The 15,595-nt window shown below is 43.0% G+C and carries 17 protein-coding genes; 11 read left to right on the top strand and 6 right to left on the bottom strand.

Annotation, left to right across the window (positions count from 1 at the left end; translation table 11 throughout):
- Positions 1-117: 117 nt before the first annotated feature.
- Both fliI and folE read right to left on the bottom strand, forming a co-directional pair.
- Complete coding sequence (gene fliI / locus F3G76_RS09190) at positions 118-1,425, bottom strand: flagellar protein export ATPase FliI (protein WP_107916249.1); 1,308 nt, start codon at positions 1,423-1,425, stop codon at positions 118-120.
- Positions 1,422-1,994 (bottom strand): GTP cyclohydrolase I FolE, encoded by a 573-nt coding sequence (gene folE / locus F3G76_RS09185; RefSeq protein WP_021088841.1) that lies wholly within the window; start codon positions 1,992-1,994, stop codon positions 1,422-1,424. The genes fliI and folE overlap by 4 nt, the downstream gene beginning before the upstream one ends.
- A 137-nt stretch (positions 1,995-2,131) precedes the next feature.
- On the opposite strand from folE, the gene tig reads away from it, so the two are divergent.
- Genes tig through F3G76_RS09135 form a run of 11 tightly spaced genes read left to right on the top strand, consistent with a single transcriptional unit; the run spans position 2,132 to position 11,551 of the window.
- Entirely contained in the window at positions 2,132-3,463 is a 1,332-nt protein-coding gene (tig, locus tag F3G76_RS09180; protein WP_149706519.1) for a trigger factor, read from the top strand.
- The gene (gene clpP / locus F3G76_RS09175; protein WP_149706518.1) at positions 3,463-4,053 is read left to right on the top strand and encodes an ATP-dependent Clp endopeptidase proteolytic subunit ClpP; all 591 of its coding nucleotides are present in this window, start codon (positions 3,463-3,465) and stop codon (positions 4,051-4,053) included. Before tig ends, clpP begins: the two co-directional genes overlap by 1 nt.
- Before the next feature lie 8 nt (positions 4,054-4,061).
- The gene (locus tag F3G76_RS09170; protein WP_149706517.1) at positions 4,062-5,096 is read left to right on the top strand and encodes a GGDEF domain-containing protein; all 1,035 of its coding nucleotides are present in this window, start codon (positions 4,062-4,064) and stop codon (positions 5,094-5,096) included.
- Position 5,097: 1 nt separating this feature from the next.
- Positions 5,098-5,616, top strand: coding sequence for a peptide deformylase (def, locus tag F3G76_RS09165; protein ID WP_149706516.1), 519 nt, complete (start codon positions 5,098-5,100; stop codon positions 5,614-5,616).
- On the top strand, positions 5,613-7,118 hold the full coding sequence (locus F3G76_RS09160; protein ID WP_149706515.1) for a YifB family Mg chelatase-like AAA ATPase: 1,506 nt from the start codon (positions 5,613-5,615) through the stop codon (positions 7,116-7,118). The genes def and F3G76_RS09160 overlap by 4 nt, the downstream gene beginning before the upstream one ends.
- A gap of 1 nt (position 7,119) precedes the next feature.
- Positions 7,120-8,523: an NAD(P)H-hydrate dehydratase gene (locus F3G76_RS09155; protein ID WP_149706514.1), complete on the top strand. Its 1,404-nt coding sequence runs from the start codon at positions 7,120-7,122 to the stop codon at positions 8,521-8,523.
- Entirely contained in the window at positions 8,505-9,095 is a 591-nt protein-coding gene (gene purN / locus F3G76_RS09150) for a phosphoribosylglycinamide formyltransferase (protein WP_149706513.1), read from the top strand. The genes F3G76_RS09155 and purN overlap by 19 nt, the downstream gene beginning before the upstream one ends.
- A complete protein-coding gene (locus F3G76_RS09145; RefSeq protein WP_149706512.1) occupies positions 9,088-9,813 on the top strand; it encodes a TerC family protein in 726 nt (241 codons plus the stop codon). Before purN ends, F3G76_RS09145 begins: the two co-directional genes overlap by 8 nt.
- 14 nt (positions 9,814-9,827) lie before the next feature.
- On the top strand, positions 9,828-10,043 hold the full coding sequence (locus F3G76_RS10830; RefSeq protein ID WP_223227454.1) for a VOC family protein: 216 nt from the start codon (positions 9,828-9,830) through the stop codon (positions 10,041-10,043).
- Entirely contained in the window at positions 9,995-10,207 is a 213-nt protein-coding gene (locus tag F3G76_RS10825; protein WP_223227453.1) for a VOC family protein, read from the top strand. Before F3G76_RS10830 ends, F3G76_RS10825 begins: the two co-directional genes overlap by 49 nt.
- 12 nt (positions 10,208-10,219) lie before the next feature.
- Positions 10,220-11,551, top strand: a complete 1,332-nt coding sequence (locus F3G76_RS09135) for an MATE family efflux transporter (RefSeq protein ID WP_149706511.1) — start codon at positions 10,220-10,222, stop codon at positions 11,549-11,551.
- On the opposite strand, the gene F3G76_RS09130 is transcribed toward F3G76_RS09135, so the two are convergent.
- From F3G76_RS09130 to F3G76_RS09115, 4 genes are read right to left on the bottom strand one after another with little or no spacing between them, the layout of a single operon-like run.
- A complete protein-coding gene (locus tag F3G76_RS09130; RefSeq protein ID WP_149706510.1) occupies positions 11,532-12,338 on the bottom strand; it encodes a metal ABC transporter permease in 807 nt (268 codons plus the stop codon). The two genes, F3G76_RS09135 and F3G76_RS09130, sit on opposite strands and share 20 nt — an antisense overlap.
- Before the next feature lie 9 nt (positions 12,339-12,347).
- Positions 12,348-13,130 carry a metal ABC transporter ATP-binding protein gene (locus F3G76_RS09125; RefSeq protein WP_021086647.1) on the bottom strand — a complete coding sequence of 261 codons (783 nt, stop codon included), beginning with the start codon at positions 13,128-13,130 and terminating at the stop codon, positions 12,348-12,350.
- Positions 13,127-14,620, bottom strand: a complete 1,494-nt coding sequence (locus tag F3G76_RS09120; RefSeq protein ID WP_149706509.1) for a nickel/cobalt transporter — start codon at positions 14,618-14,620, stop codon at positions 13,127-13,129. The genes F3G76_RS09125 and F3G76_RS09120 overlap by 4 nt, the downstream gene beginning before the upstream one ends.
- A 2-nt stretch (positions 14,621-14,622) precedes the next feature.
- Positions 14,623-15,531: a metal ABC transporter solute-binding protein, Zn/Mn family gene (locus F3G76_RS09115; protein ID WP_149706508.1), complete on the bottom strand. Its 909-nt coding sequence runs from the start codon at positions 15,529-15,531 to the stop codon at positions 14,623-14,625.
- Positions 15,532-15,595 lie beyond the last annotated feature (64 nt).

The following is a 15,595-nucleotide window of genomic DNA, read 5'->3' as shown; positions in this document are numbered from 1 at the left end:
TTCAAATGCACTTCCGCGACTTTTGCAACATCACCTTTTCGCACCAAAAAAAGCAAAATTTACCGATCTTTTTAATAAAAGACTATGAAATTTTAGTAGTCAAATTTATACAAAAATTTACTGATTGATCTTATCAAGCAGCTCTTCGACCTCTTCAAGCGCAAAGGCCTCTTCTGAGCTTTGTTTTAAGAAGCTCTCCATAAATTCTTTCTTCGAGATCGCAAGGTCAAGCTCCTTGTCGCTGCCCTTTTGATATGCGCCGATGCGAAGCAGGACCTCATTTTCTTTTAAAAGCGAGTAAAGGCGCTTAAATTTCATCGCATTTAGCTTGTGTTCTTTGCCGATCACGTCGCCCATGACACGCGAGGCCGAGTTTTGGATATTGATAGGCGGGTAGATGCCAAAGTCCGTTAGTTCGCGGCTTAGCACGATGTGGCCGTCTAGGATAGAACGGCTTTGGTCGGCTATGGGGTCGCTCATATCATCGCCCTCGACCAGCACGGTAAAAAATGCTGTGATACTGCCCTTGCCCTCCTCTTTGCCGGCGCGCTCCATTAGCTGTGGCAAGAGTGTGAGCGAGCTTGGCGGATAGCCCTTTGAGGTCGGTGGCTCGCCAAGCGCAAGGCCGATCTCACGCTGCGCCATCGCAAAACGTGTGACGCTATCCATGATGAAAAGCACGTCGTTGCCCTGCTGTTTGAAGTACTCAGCCACGCTCATCGCGCAAAATGCGCCGTACTTTCGCATGAGCGAGCTATCATCACTGGTCGCCACGATGATGACCGTGCCCTCCAGGTCGCCGCCTAGGTTTTTTTCTATAAATTCAGGCACCTCACGGCCACGCTCGCCTATTAGTGCGACTACCTTGATCGGCGCAAGCGTATTTTTTACGATCATCCCCATAAGGGTTGATTTGCCTACGCCTGAACCTGCGAAAATCCCCAGTTTTTGCCCTTTACCGCAAGTAAGTAGCCCATCTATCGTCTTTATCCCAACGCTAAAAGGCTCGTTTATAAGCCCCCTTTTCATCGCATCTATGGGCGCTCTCATGATCGGCATATATTCAGTTGTATCAATCGCCCCTTTGCCGTCAATTGGCTTCATAAATGGATCGACCACGCGACCAAGTAAATTTGACCCCACTGGTATGCTCATGCCCTGATCGCTCTCATAGACAAAGTCGCCTATCCTAAAACCCTCGACAAAGCCAAATGGACTGATATAAGCGCCATCTGTCTTTATCTGCGTGACCATGCCAAGGCCGTTTTTGCTCTTGTCTTTTGCCACTATGCGCACGATGTCGCCGATACTTGGGCGAAGTCCGGTGATCTCTATCGTAGTAGCTGTGATCTTTGTGATGACGCCAAAAGTATTTGAGAGCTTCACACCCTCTTTAAGCCTTGAATTTATGCGCTCTAAACTCAAAAATGCGTTTCCCTAGGCGAATTTATTAGCGAGAAAAACTCTCGCCTTGTGTCTGCGTTTTTGATAAAGCAGCCCCTAAGCGCAGAGGTCGTAGTGGTCGAGTTTATCTTCTCCACACCCCTCATCTCAACGCACATGTGCCTAGCCTCGACGACTACTCCAACGCCTTTTGGAGCGATAACGTCCTCAAGCGCCTTTGCGATCTGCTCGGTCATCTGCTCTTGAATTTGCAAGCGTCTGGCGTAGATATTTACCATGCGTGGAATTTTACTAAGGCCAACGACCTTGCCATTTGGGATGTACGCAACATGCACACGGCCGATAATAGGCAGCAAATGGTGCTCACAAAGGCTGTAAAACTCGATATTCCGCATTAAAACCATCTCGTTGTTTGAGCTAGTAAAAAGAGCGTCACCAAGCACCTCTTTTGGGTCTTGATCGTATCCGCTAGTTAGAAATTTAAAAGCTTTATAAACGCGCTCAGGAGTTTTAACAAGCCCCTCTCTGTTTGGATCTTCGCCGATGATAGTTAGCATATTTTTAACTGAATTTTCAAAACTCTCTTGCATAAATTTTCTCCATAATTTTATCGCCAAATTCTACGTTAAAACGCCTTTTATATCTATAAAAATTTACAAATTTACAATGAAATAAGGAAAATTCTGCTATATTTTGGGCTAAAAATTTGTATTCATAAAGGAATTCGATGGAAATCAAAACAAAAGCTCTAGATAGCGTAAATACCCTAGCAAGCACAACTGTAAGTGCAGATGCTATAAAGTCTAGCGTAGAAAAACTAGCAAAAAAAGCAGCAAAAACTATGAAAGTAGATGGCTTTAGACAAGGCCATGTGCCAGTCGCTGTCGTGCTAAAACGCTACGAGAAAGAGCTGACAAACGACGCTGAGCAAGATGTCTTAAGAGATGTAGTCGAAGAGGCTATCAAAAAAGCAGGCAAGAAAAATGACGACCTTATCGGCGAGCCTATCGTTTCAAAATTTGACAAAAAAGATGACAAGATCGACGTTGAGCTAACAGTTTCATTTAAGCCAAGCGTCGATGTGAGCGGCTATGAGAGCTTGATACCTGAGTTTTCAAACCCACGCGTTTTGAAAAAAGATATCGATGAGAAAAAAGCTGAACTTTTAAAAATGATAGCTCCACTTGAAAAAGTAGAGAGCAAAAGAGGCCTAAAAGTTGGCGATTTTGCTAAATTTGACTTTGAAGGCTTTGTTGATGGCGTTGCATTTGAAGGTGGCAAGGCTGAAAACTACGTGCTTGAGATCGGCTCAAATCAATTCATCCCAGGCTTTGAAGATGGCATGGTAGGCATAAAAGCTGGCGGCGAAAAAGATATCGAGGTTAAATTCCCAGAAAACTATGGCGCTGCACATTTAGCTGGCAAAGATGCTGTTTTTAAAGTCAAACTTCACGAAATTCAAGAGAGAAAGATCCCTGAAAAACTAGATGAAGAGATGCTAAAAACTATCCTTCCAAACGAAGAAAAACCAACTGAAGAGCTACTTGAAGAGCGCATAAAAGAGCAAATTCGCCAAGAGAAAATTTATAAACTTATAAACGAAGAGCTAAAACCAAAATTTGCTGAAGCTGCGGTTGAGAAATTTAAATTTGACGTGCCAAAAAATATCGTCGAGCAAGAGATCGATATGCAGTTTAGAAACGCATGGAGCTCATTTACTCCAGATGATATGAAGAAATTTAGAGAGGACAAAGACGCTCTAGCTAAAAAACGTGACGAGTATAGAAAAGACGCTGAAAATAGCGTTCGCCTAACTTTCATCATCGATGAGCTAGCTCGCGTAAGAGGCGTGAAAGTTAGCGATCAAGAGGTCGTTCAAGCGATCTATTTTGAGGCATATAGAAGCGGCCAAGATCCAAAAGCGCACCTTGAGATGTACCGCAACCAAGGCATGCTCCCAGCTATAAAGATGTCGATGATCGAAGAGAAGCTATTTAGCGAGCTTTTCAACAAAGAAAAAGACGAGAAAAAAGCAAGCAAAAAAGAGAAGGCTGAGTAATGAACTATTACGTTCCTGTCGTAGTTGAAAGAACTAGTAGAGGTGAGCGAAGCTATGATATATACTCCCGTCTTTTAAAAGACAGGATCGTTATGCTAAGTGGGGAGATAGAGGACGGCATGGCTGCTTCTATCGTCGCTCAGCTGCTATTTTTAGAGGCTGAAGACCCAGACAAAGACATCTACCTTTACATAAACTCACCAGGCGGCGTGATAACAAGTGGCTTTAGTATCTATGACACGATGAACTACATAAAGCCAGATGTTTGCACGATCTGCATCGGTCAGGCCGCTAGTATGGGTGCATTTTTACTAAGCTGTGGCGCACCTGGCAAGAGATATGCGCTACCAAATTCTCGTATCATGATACACCAACCACTTGGCGGTGCTAGAGGACAAGCAACTGATATCGAGATACAAGCTCGTGAAATTTTACGTTTGAAAGAAATTTTAAATGGAATTTTGGCAAAAAATACAGGCCAAAAGCTAAGCAAGATCGTAAAAGATACTGAGCGCGACTTCTTTATGAGCTCAGCAGAGGCTAAAGAGTACGGACTTGTCGATAAAATTTTGGAGAAAAGTTTTAAATAAGGCCCAAAGTGATAAAGATAGATAACGCACCAGATCCAAAAAGAAAAGCAGCCGAAGCAAAACCGGCTGTCAAAAAAGAAAAGGTAAATATCTATAAATTTTCAGAGGACGTTTTGCACGAACTAAGCGACGACAACGTCCCATCTACGCCGACAAACTACTCTATCTACTTTGAAAAGATGCTTGATGGGCAGTCAGATGAGTTTAGAAAAGAGATCGGCGATATCATCGTGGCAAATTCTGAAAGCTCAGTGCCAACAAATGGCAACATCTCTATCGAAAAAGAGGTAAAACAAGGCTTTATCCAGATAAAGAGCATGCTTCAAGCAGTCGTGCTCATCTATAAAAATTTAGGCGTTATGAGAGGCCTAGTGCAAAAGCGTATGGATGGGCTTAAAAACAACACAAACGTCCTTGCGTTGCAAAATGTCTTAAGCGCCTTTAACCAAGACCTCATCAAGCTAAACGACCTCATGGACAAGCACCTTGACGTCATCAAGATGAGCTATGAAGAGGTCGGCAAGATGTTTAAGGCGATCGAAGAGCAGTCGATCTACGATACGACCTACGAGGTCTATAACAAGAAATTTCTAGTAGCGACCATAAGCAGCGAGATCGAGTCTGTTAGACGTTATGGCTACAATGCCTCATTTTTGCTAGTTAAGATAAAAGACAAATTTGCAAATCGTGTTAAAAATTTAAAAGAGCGAAACAATATGTTTAAAAGTATGTCACAGCTTCTTTTAAGAACTTCACGTAGAAGCGATATAGTCGCACACTACGGCGATGGCTGCTTTGCTATGGTGATGAAATACACCGACGAAAACGGCACAAAGCAAGCGTGCGCTAGAATTTTAAACATGCTCTCATCTATGCCATGGAAGATCGATAACGAAGAGTGCAAACTAGATGTGCAGATCGTATCAAGCATGATCTCAAAGGCAAAAAGTACCGAAGAGTTGCTCTCTCACGCACTTGACAAACTAGAGACCAACCAAGACCTAAATGAGCCACTATTTTTAGACGAGAAAGCAGAGAATTAGTTTGATCCTAGACGTTTTATCCTATCCAAATAAAAAACTTTATGAAATTTCAAAAGAGGTCGAAGTCTTCGATGAGAAGCTTCACAAACTTCTTGATGATATGTATGAGACGATGATCTCAAAAGAAGGCATCGGTCTTGCAGCTATACAAATAGGCGTTGCAAAGAGAATTTTTATCATAAATTTAGCCAACGAAGAGGGCGTGCAAGATAAAGCTGATCTTATAGAGATCATAAACCCAAAATTTGAGCTACGTGAGGGCGAGTGCGTCTATCAAGAGGGCTGCCTTAGCGTGCCTGGCTACTACGAGGACGTTAAAAGAAGTGAAGTAGTTGCTATCAAATTTCAAGACCGCTTTGGCAAAGAGCAGACCTTAAAAACTGATGGGCTACTAGCGATCGCTATCCAGCATGAAAATGACCATTTAGACGGACATCTTTTTATAGAAAAAATAGGCTTTAACAAACGCAAGAAATTCGATAAGGAATACAAAAAGCAGAAAAAAGAAAAGACATCATGAAGTCCTTAAAATGTGCTACTTACGGCGACGGACTAAAGATCATTGATGTTGAGTCGATCTTTTCTCGTGGGCTTCCTGGCTTTAGCATCGTGGGTCTTGCAAGCACCAGCATCAAAGAGAGCACAGAGCGTGTAAAAGCGGCACTTTTAGCGCTTGACTTTGCCTTTCCAGCGCAAAAAATAACCATAAATTTATCCCCCTCAGACCTGCCAAAAAGTGGCTCACACTTTGATCTAAGTATCGCCCTTCTCATCGCCCTTCAAAAGGCAAAAAGCTTGGAGAAAATTTTTGTTTTTGGCGAGCTTGGACTTGATGGCAGTGTAAAAAGCACGGCAAATTTATTTTCGATCCTACTTTTTTTAAGCACACAGGTGCAAAAGGCAAAAATTTTAGTGCCTAGCGAGATAGTCGCCAAAGCCTCAATGATCCCAAATTTAGAGATTTATGGCGTTAGCACACTAGAAGAGGCGATAAAGTTTTTTAGCGACGCAGAATTTGCTAAAAGCACGCATTTTAGCGCCACACACGAGCTATTTTCAAATGTGATAGAAATTTCTGGCAAAAGATATGTTCCAAATTTAAACTTCGAGCTTGATTTTAAGGACGTTTTGGGTCAAGAAAGAGCCAAAAGAGCCTGCGTCATCGCAGCCGTTGGCATGCACAATATCTTATTTGAAGGTAGCCCAGGCAGCGGCAAGAGCATGTGCGCAAAACGCCTCGTCTATATCATGGCGCCACAAAGCCTAGAAGAGGTGCTAAAGTCCGCAGCCTACCGCTCGCTAAACCTGCAAGATAGCGAATTTACAAGCACTAGAGCCTTTCGCTCGCCGCACCACACCTCGACAAAAAGCTCGATCTTTGGCGGAGGCTCAAACGTCGCAAAGATCGGCGAGATCGCACTTGCAAATGGCGGAGTGCTATTTTTTGATGAGTTCCCACACTTTGCTAAACAAGTGATAGAAAGCCTTAGAGAGCCGCTTGAGGACAATCAAATCCACATCGCAAGGGTAAATTCAAAAGTGACTTATGAGACTAAATTTATCTTCGTAGCCGCTCAAAATCCCTGCCCTTGTGGAAATTTATTCTCCCGCAACCTAAACTGCAAATGCAGCGAAAATGAGATAAAAAACTACAAAGCCAAAATTTCAGCCCCAGTGCTTGACCGCATCGATCTAAAAGTCGCCATGGACGAGAGCTCGCCAGATGATAAGGCAAGTTTAAGCTCACAGCAGATGAGCGAGATGGTGCTAAAAGCCTTTATCTTTCAAAAAAAGCGGGGTCAAGATGAGCTAAATGGCAAGCTAAATGACGCGCAGGTGGCTAAATTTTGCACTTTAAACGCCGAGGCGAGTGAAATTTTGCAAAAGGCCGCCACGAAGTATAACCTCTCTCAAAGGGGCATTAAAAGGACGCTTAGAGTGGCTAGAAGCATCGCCGATCTTGATGAGAGCGAGCAAATTTTAAAGCCCCACATCCTAGAGGCGCTTAGTTTTAGGGCATAGAATGAAAAATTTATATTTAGACACGAGAGTTTTAGACGAGCGAGCAGGCGAGAAATTTGACCTTAGCGAAGAGCTTTTGATGGAAAATGCAGCCGTAGCCATAGCAAATTTCATACGCAAGAAATTTAAAAAAGGCGTGAGAGTGCTTGGCATTTGCGGTGGCGGAAACAACGGCGCTGACGTGCTTTGTGCTTTAAGGATGCTAGAGGGCGAGTTTGAGTGTGAATTTATACTAGCTAGTAAAAATTTAAAGCCACTAGCCACCAAGCAGCTTGAAAGGGCTAAATTTGCTGGCGTGCGAGAGAGCAAAGACGCAGAAAATAGCTTAAATAGCGCAAAGTGCGTCATAGACGGGCTTTTTGGCTCAGGGCTAAATAGAAATTTAGACGAAAAGCACATAGAATTAATCTCAAAAATAAACGCTAGCCCCGCTTACATCATCGCTTGCGACGTGCCAAGCGGACTAAGTAGCGAGGGTAAGGTGCTTGGCGCTTGCGTAAAAGCAGACGCCACTATCACGATGGGAGCTAGAAAGCTAGCTCTTTATAGTGACGCGGCAAAGGACTACGTGGGCAAGATAAAACTCGCCACTCTTGGCATAAGCGCGCAAAACTACGAGTGCGAGAGTGACTATCACTTGCTTGAAAAATGCGATCTCATGCTTCCAAATAGAAAAAAACAGTGCGTAAATAAGGGCGATTTTGGCCACGCATTTATCATATCTGGCGAGCACATAGGGGCTAGCAAGCTTTGCGCAAAGGCGGCATTTGCCTTTGGGGCTGGGCTAGTTAGCGTGATAGGCGAGCAAGGTTTAAATTTACCAACGCATATCATGCAAGCTAGCAAGATAAGCGAAAAAATGAACGCTGGAGCCATTGGTATGGGGCTTGGCAAAAGGGGCGTAGAAGAGCTTGAGGTGCAAAATTTAAAGGGCAAAAAACTCGTTCTTGACGCTGATATCTTTTACAGCCCAAAAGTGCTTGACCTTATAAGCCAAAACTGCGTCTTGACACCCCATCCAAAGGAGTTTTGCTCGCTTTTAAAAATTTGCAAAATAGCCGATATAGATGTGCAAACTTTGCAAGAAAACAGATACGCTTACGCTAAGGCTTGGAGTGAGAAATTTAATGCCGTGCTAGTGCTAAAAGGGGCAAACACTATAATCGCTAAAGAGGGACAAATTTACGTCATGCCTTATGGCAAAAACGCGCTTGCAAAAGGCGGCAGTGGCGACGTGCTAAGCGGTCTTGTGCTAGCACTTTTAGCTCAGGGCTACGAGCCTCTTGATGCTGCTATCTCAGCCACTTTAGCTCATGCGCTTAGCCTTATAAATTTTGGAAAAAACAGCTACGCGCTAGAGCCAACAGACATCATCAAAGGAGTAAAATGCTTACGAAAAAGATAGCCGTGCTTTTTAGCGGCAGTGGCTCAAATTTAGAAGCGATACTTAAAAAAGTTCATAATCAAATTTTTAACGGCGTAAAGATTGAGGTTTGCCTTTGTATCTGTAATAAGCCAGGTGCATTTGGCATAGAGCGTGCTAAAAAATTTGGGCTTGAAACGACGATAATAGAGAGTGCTAAATTTAAAAATCGTGAGGAATTTGACGCTGTTTTGGTGGAGCAAATTTTAAAAAGTGGGGCAGATCTAACAGTGCTTGCAGGCTTTATGAGGATACTAACGCCAGTTTTTACAACGCAGATAAAAGCCATAAACCTTCACCCATCTATCCTGCCGCTTTTTAAGGGCGCGCATGCGATAAAGGAGAGCTTTGAGAGCGACATGATGATAGGCGGTGTGAGCGTGCATTATGTGAGTGAGGAGCTTGATGGGGGCAAACTGATCGCGCAAAGGGCGTTTGAGCGTGAGGATGGCATGAGTTTAGATGAGTGGGAGGCTAAAATTCACGCCATAGAGCATGAAATTTTGCCACAAAGTATAATAAAAATCTTAACAAAGGAAACAACGAATGTTTGAATGGATAAGTTCGCCAGAGGCGTGGATATCGCTACTTACGCTAACTGGCTTGGAGATAGTTTTAGGCATAGATAACATCATATTTATCGCTATTTTAGTAGGCAAACTGCCGCCAGAGCAAAGGGGCAAAGGCCGCATTTTAGGGCTTGGCTTTGCGATGATCACTAGGATCATACTACTACTTTCGCTATTTTGGATCATGAAGCTTACAAAGCCGCTCTTTAGCATAGGCGAGCTTAGCATCACTGGGCGCGATCTAGTGCTCATAATAGGCGGTCTATTTTTGATAGTAAAATCATCAATGGAGATCCACGCAAACGCCACTGGCAAGCATGAAGAGGCTCACGAGAGCAAGTCTCATCCAGGATTTTTTGCAACTATCCTAGAAATAGGCATTTTAGACATAGTCTTTTCGCTTGATAGCGTTATCACCGCAGTTGGTATGGCTCAGCACATCGATATCATGATACTTGCCGTCATCATCGCAGTTGGCGTGATGATGTTTGCCTCAAAGGCGATCTCAGAATTTGTCGATAACAACCCAACCATAAAAATGCTCGCACTCGCATTCTTGGTGCTTGTTGGCTTTGCGCTCATACTTGATGGCTTTGGCGTGCATGTGCCAAAAGGCTACATCTACTTTGCGATGGGCTTCTCGCTAGCGGTTGAGTGCTTAAATATCTACGCTAGAAAAAGGGCATCAAGAGATCAAAAATAAAAATGCGAGCCAAAATGCAGATAAAAAATTTAGATCACATCGTTATAGTCGTAAGCGATGTTAAAGAGGTGCTTAAATTTTACTGCGACATTTTAGGCATGCGACCAGCTCAGAAAGACGGTCACATTAGCCTAAATTTTGGCTCACAAAAGATAAATTTACATAGGTTTGAAGGCGAGTTTTGTCTTCGACAAAGCATCCAACAAAGAGCAGCGCTGATATATGTTTAATAGTTGAAGACAACATAGAAGACGTGCGCTCGGAGCTTCTTGCAAAAGGCGTAGAGATCGAGCTTGGCGTCGTTAGGCGAAATGGAGCTCTGGGAGCAATGAAGAGTTTATATATTTACGACTTTGATGGAAATTTGATAGAGCTTAGCTCGTATGTAATTTAGTAAGAAGGCAGCTTGGACCTACTAAAAGACCCGCTAAACAAACTAATCATCTCGCTCTCGCTGCCAGCTGGCGTGGGCATGATGTTTAACACGCTTTACAACGTCACTGGCACATTTTTCGCCGCTAAAATTTCTACCCTTGCAGTTGCTGGCATGGCGATGAGCTTTTTACTCTATCTAAGTGTCGTTGGCATCGGTCTTGGCTTTGGCTCGGCACTCACCGCACTCATTGGCAACAGCCTAGGCGCAAACAAACCAAAAATGGCTAAACTTTATGCGGCAAATGGCATCATCTTTGTGCTTCTTTTTGCCCTATTTATGGGGCTATGTGGCTACTTGCTAGCGCCAAATTTACTAGTCATTTTAGGTGCTGATCATCACTACATCAAAGAGGCACTTGACTACGCTGGCGTCATCTTTCTTGCGGCTCCATTTTTTCTACTTATAAAATCGCTTAATGGCGTTCTAGTCGCACTTGGCGATACTAAAAGCTACCGCAACTGGCTATTTTGTGGCCTTTTTATCAACGCATTTTTTTGCTATCTTTTTGCCTTTATCTTTGCTCTTGGAGTAAAGGGTCTTGCTCTAGCAACGGCTAGCGTGCAGTTTTTAGGCATGATCTATCTCTTTTTTAAAGTTAGAAAAAGCAAGATGATAGAGCCTAGAAATTTAGGCTACTTCGTGCCAAATTTAGCCGTCTGGGCAAAGATACTAAAGCAAGCTTTGCCAGCTTGTCTAAACTACCTCTCAATGTCACTTGGCTCGCTCGTGCTTTTAAAATTTGTGAGCTTTTACGGCGTCAATGCAGTGGCAGGTTATGGCATAGCCTTAAGGATCGAGCAAATTTTAGTGCTTCCAACCATCGGCATGGCAGCAGGAGTGCTTAGCATCATCTCAAGAAACTACGGCGCTAAGAGCTTTCAAAGAGTATTGCAGTGCTACAAATTATCGCTTCTTTTTTTGCTCATCTACTGCGTCTTTGCCTACATCTTTATAAGGCTTTTTGGCGAGAGCGCGATCAGGCTCTTTGACAGCACGCCAGCCGTGCTTGAGGTAGCCAAACTCTACCTTGGCATCAACTCACTTGCCTACATGGCTTACGGCACGATAAACATCTCAGGTAGCACCTTGCAGGCGATAAAACGCCCAGTAGCGATCTTTTTGCTAAATGGCTTTAGACAGCTCGTGCTTCAATGCTCGCTCTTTTACGCGGTGGTCTTTTGGTTGGGGCTTGAGATCAAATTTATGTGGCTGGCGCTCTTTTTTAGCGTCTATTTTACGGCGATTTGCTTTTTGGCTTGGACGCTTTTTAGGTTAAAAAGAGCTACGAGCGCAAGCTTTTAAATTTAAAGCTAAATGCAAAAAAGCAAAGCGAGGCGACTAAGATGATGCTAGCTCCGCCTGTGAGGTTGAAATAAAAGCTGATCACAAGGCCGATAATGCAAAAAACGATAGAAAAAATGGTTGAGATAAGCATCATGAGCCCAAGTCTTTTGGCAAAAATTTGCGCTATATAAGGCGGTATGGTAAGTAGTGCGATGACAAGTATTAGCCCCACGACGCGGATCGTAGCCACCACGCAAAGCGCCATCATGCAAACTAGCAGATAGTGAAAAAAAGTGGTATTTACCCCGCGAAGTTTTGCAAACTCCGCATCAAAGCTGATCGCCACAAACTGGCGGTAAAAAAGCGCAATGAGTGCTAAAAACAAGAGGTCTAAAACGCTCATAAAGATAATATCTGTGCCACTAACTGCAAGGATCGAGCCAAAAAGATAACTCATAAGATCGGCATTATAGCCAGGTGTGAGGTCGATGAAAATAATACCAATCGCCATGCCAATCGCCCAAATAGCGCCTATTACGGAGTCGATGTTTGTCTTATCTTTTAGCGTGATCGTGGCTATTATGAGTGCTAGAAGCAGCGAAAATATGCTCGCTCCAAGCAGCGGCTCGAGCGAGAAGAAAAAGGCAAGTCCTATGCCGCCATATGCGCCGTGTGCGATGCCTCCAGCGATGAAAGTCATCTTGTTTATCACCACAAGCGAGCCTATCATGCCGCATATTATGCTTACTAAAATGCCCGCAATAAAGGCATTTTGCATAAAATTTAACTCTAAAATTTCACTCATTTTCTCTCTTTAAAATTTAAAAACATTGCTCTTTGTTTTTTCACAACCACACTCGCCAAGTGCGATCTCGACATCACAAAAATGGCTGTGCGTTCTAGCTAGATGCTCGATAAACTCCCTCTTTGCAAGGTTTTCATGCGTTTTGTGAATGTGTAAATTTTTACTCACGTAAGCGATCTTTGTAGCATAATTTAGCACGATATTTAGGTCGTGACTGACTAAAACCACACCCACACCATTTGCGTTTATACCCTTTAAAATTTCATAAATTTCAGCCTGCCCTTTTGTATCGATGCTAGCTGTTGGCTCGTCTAAGATAAGCACTTTTGCATTTGCGCAAAGCGCTCTAGCGATATAGACGCGCTGCCTTTGACCGCCACTTAGCTCGCCGATCCTTGCGTTTGCAAACTCCCTCATACCGACTTTTTCAAGGGCACTTAGCGCTAGGGCTTTTTCATCTTTTGAGTAAAAGCCAAAGATTTTTTTATCGATTAGCCCCATTAAAACGACTTCTAAAACCATCATCGGAAAGCTTTGATTTGATAAGAAATTTTGCGGCACATAGCCTATAAATTTACTAACCTCGCTTGGCTCTTTACCAAAGAGCTTTATCTCGCCACTTTGAGGCTTAAGCAGTCCCAAAATGAGCTTTAAAAGCGTGCTTTTGCCCCCGCCATTTGGACCGATTATCGCTAAAAACTCATCACTACTATAGTCTAAATTAATATCCTCTAAAACGACTTGTTTATCGTAGCTAAAGTTTAAATTTCTAATTTTTATAATATCTTTCAAAACAGACTCTTTTGCGTAAATGTCGTGACAAAAATGAAAAGTCCAAGCCAAAGCATGATGCCAAGGGCTGCAAATTCAGCGTAGATTTTAAGCTTTTTTAGCTTAATGTTCGTGCTGATCTTTGAGCCAAAAACTGCTGCTACAAATATCACCACACTCATGCCAAGCGCCATAAATACGCCACTTATCACGCCTGCAAAGTAGCTGCCTATCTCATTTGCCAGCACAAAAACTAGTATCGTGCCTGGACAGGGCACAAGAGCCGCAGCGGCCGCTACTAGCCACTCCTCTTTGCTCTTTGGCTTTTTGGTTGAGCAAATTTGACAGCCACATTCACTTTTAAATTTTGTATTTTTACTCAAATTTTGACTTAGATTTGATCTAAAAATATAAAATTTAGTCTCATTTTTGTTTGAAAGGTAAAATTTGATCTTTTTAACGAGCATAAAAATCGCCACAAAAAAGATCACAACGCCAGAAAACGCAGTCGTTATGCTAGCGGTGTCCTTTGTAAGGTCGCTACTTACTTCACGAAGCAGTAAAAAGCTAGCAAAGACAAAAACAAATGCGCCCACGACGTGCAAAAAGCCGATCTTTAGTGCAAATAAAAACGCCCTTTTGTAGCTACCGCCAGTTGCGGCAAAATATGAGCTTGTTAGCACCTTACCATGGCCTGCTCCAGCAGCGTGCAAGAAGCCATAGCCAAATGAGATAAATGCCAAAAATAGCAGCGCAAGCGGACTTTTATAATCCACGCTTCTTAAAATTTGCTTTAGCCTATCAAGCAAGCTTAGGCTAGTTTTTGAGACGATGTCAAATTTCGCCTCATCGATCTTATCTATCTGGCTTAAATTCTCATCGCTCGAGCCTGCTACTGGCTCTTTTAGCAGCTCTTTAAGCGCTGGCTTCTCGTTGTGAGCTTTGGCTGCTTCTTTGCTTGAAAATGTAAAAAATATCAAATTTGAGTTTGAATTTGGTATCGCCCAGAAGCTCTTACCCACCAAAAATGCGTTATTTTGCGTGAATTTGAAGTTAAAATAGCCCTCTTTGTCCTCCATATCAACCGACACGACAAGTCCGTCAGCGATCACTAAATTTGTCTTAAAACTCACGTCAAATTTAAGCCTGCCCTCATCAAAATAGAGCTTGTAATTATTTAAATTTGGCTCTATTTTAGTGGCGTTTTCATCCTTGTAATAATACTCAATGTCCGTTAGATAGTGCCTTGGCACGAGGTAGTCTAGTAAATTTAAGCGGATCTTTCTAAGCTCTTTATCATCTATCTTTTCATCTTGATTGAGGTCAAAATTTTGCTTCATCAGGTCTGAGAAATTTTGCGAAAAGGTCCAAGTAAAGGCTATCTGGCTGATGTTATTTTCGTGTGCGACAAATTTCGCACTAACGTGAGCTGTTGGGCTATAAAGCGAGCATAGAGCACACCCGAAGGCATTTATCGCTAGTAGGCAAATGACGATCAGGCGTGCTAACATTTTTATAGGCTTTTTGCGAAAATTTCAGCCGTTTTTTTCATCTCGGCTAGCCAGTTTTCAGGCAGTTGGTCTATCATGACGACCTTTGAGCCAGTCTCTTTTGCGATCAAATTTGCAGCCTTTGTTGGGAATTGTGGAGCTACGAAAATGACCTTTACACCGTGCTCTTTAGCCTCTTCGATGAGCTCTTTTAACTCAGCTGGCTTTGGCTCTTTGCCCTCTATCTCGATAGCGATCTGCTCTAAATCATAGCGCTTTGCAAAGTAGCCCCAAGATGGGTGATATACGATAAATTCGCGAGTTTTGACATCTTTTAGCTCGTTTTTGATAAAGCTATCAAGCTCGTCAAGGCTAGCTTTAAATTTAGCCAAATTCTCCTCATAAAGCTTTGCATTTTGCGGGAATTTCTCTATTAGCGCCTTTGCGATATTATCAGCTTGAGTTTTTACTAAGATAGGGTCAAGCCAGATGTGTGGGTCAAGGCCGTCATGGTGGTGGTGATGGTGCTCGCCCTCGTGGTCATGGTGCTCATGCTTATGCTCACCCTCGTGCTTGTGCTCGTGGCGCTCTTCATGTTCATGCTCATCGCTCATAGCGATCTTTTCGATGCCCTCTTGCGTCTTTACGATGCGTAAATTTTTAAATGTCTTTGAGAAGCGATCAAGCCATGCGTCTTCAAACTCGATGCCGATAGCAAAGTAAAGCTCGCTCTTTTCAAGCTCCTTCATCTGCTTTGGCTTTGGCTCATAAGTGTGCGGATCAGCGCCTTTGCCAACCATCGCATTTACATCTAGCGTATCTCCAGCGATCTGCTCGACAAAAAATTTCGTTGGCAGTATGCTAGTAGTCACAACCGGCTTTGCAAAAAGAGACAAAGCACAAACAGCTAAAAAAACGATAATTTTTCTCATTATCTCTCCTTTAAAAAATAATTGCGAAGTTTAGCAAAATGCAACTTGGTTGCAACTTAAAATG

Origin of the sequence: Campylobacter concisus (assembly GCF_902460575.1) — a bacterium.
Lineage (GTDB): Bacteria > Campylobacterota > Campylobacteria > Campylobacterales > Campylobacteraceae > Campylobacter_A > Campylobacter_A concisus_AW.
This window is presented reverse-complemented; position numbering and strand designations above follow the sequence as displayed.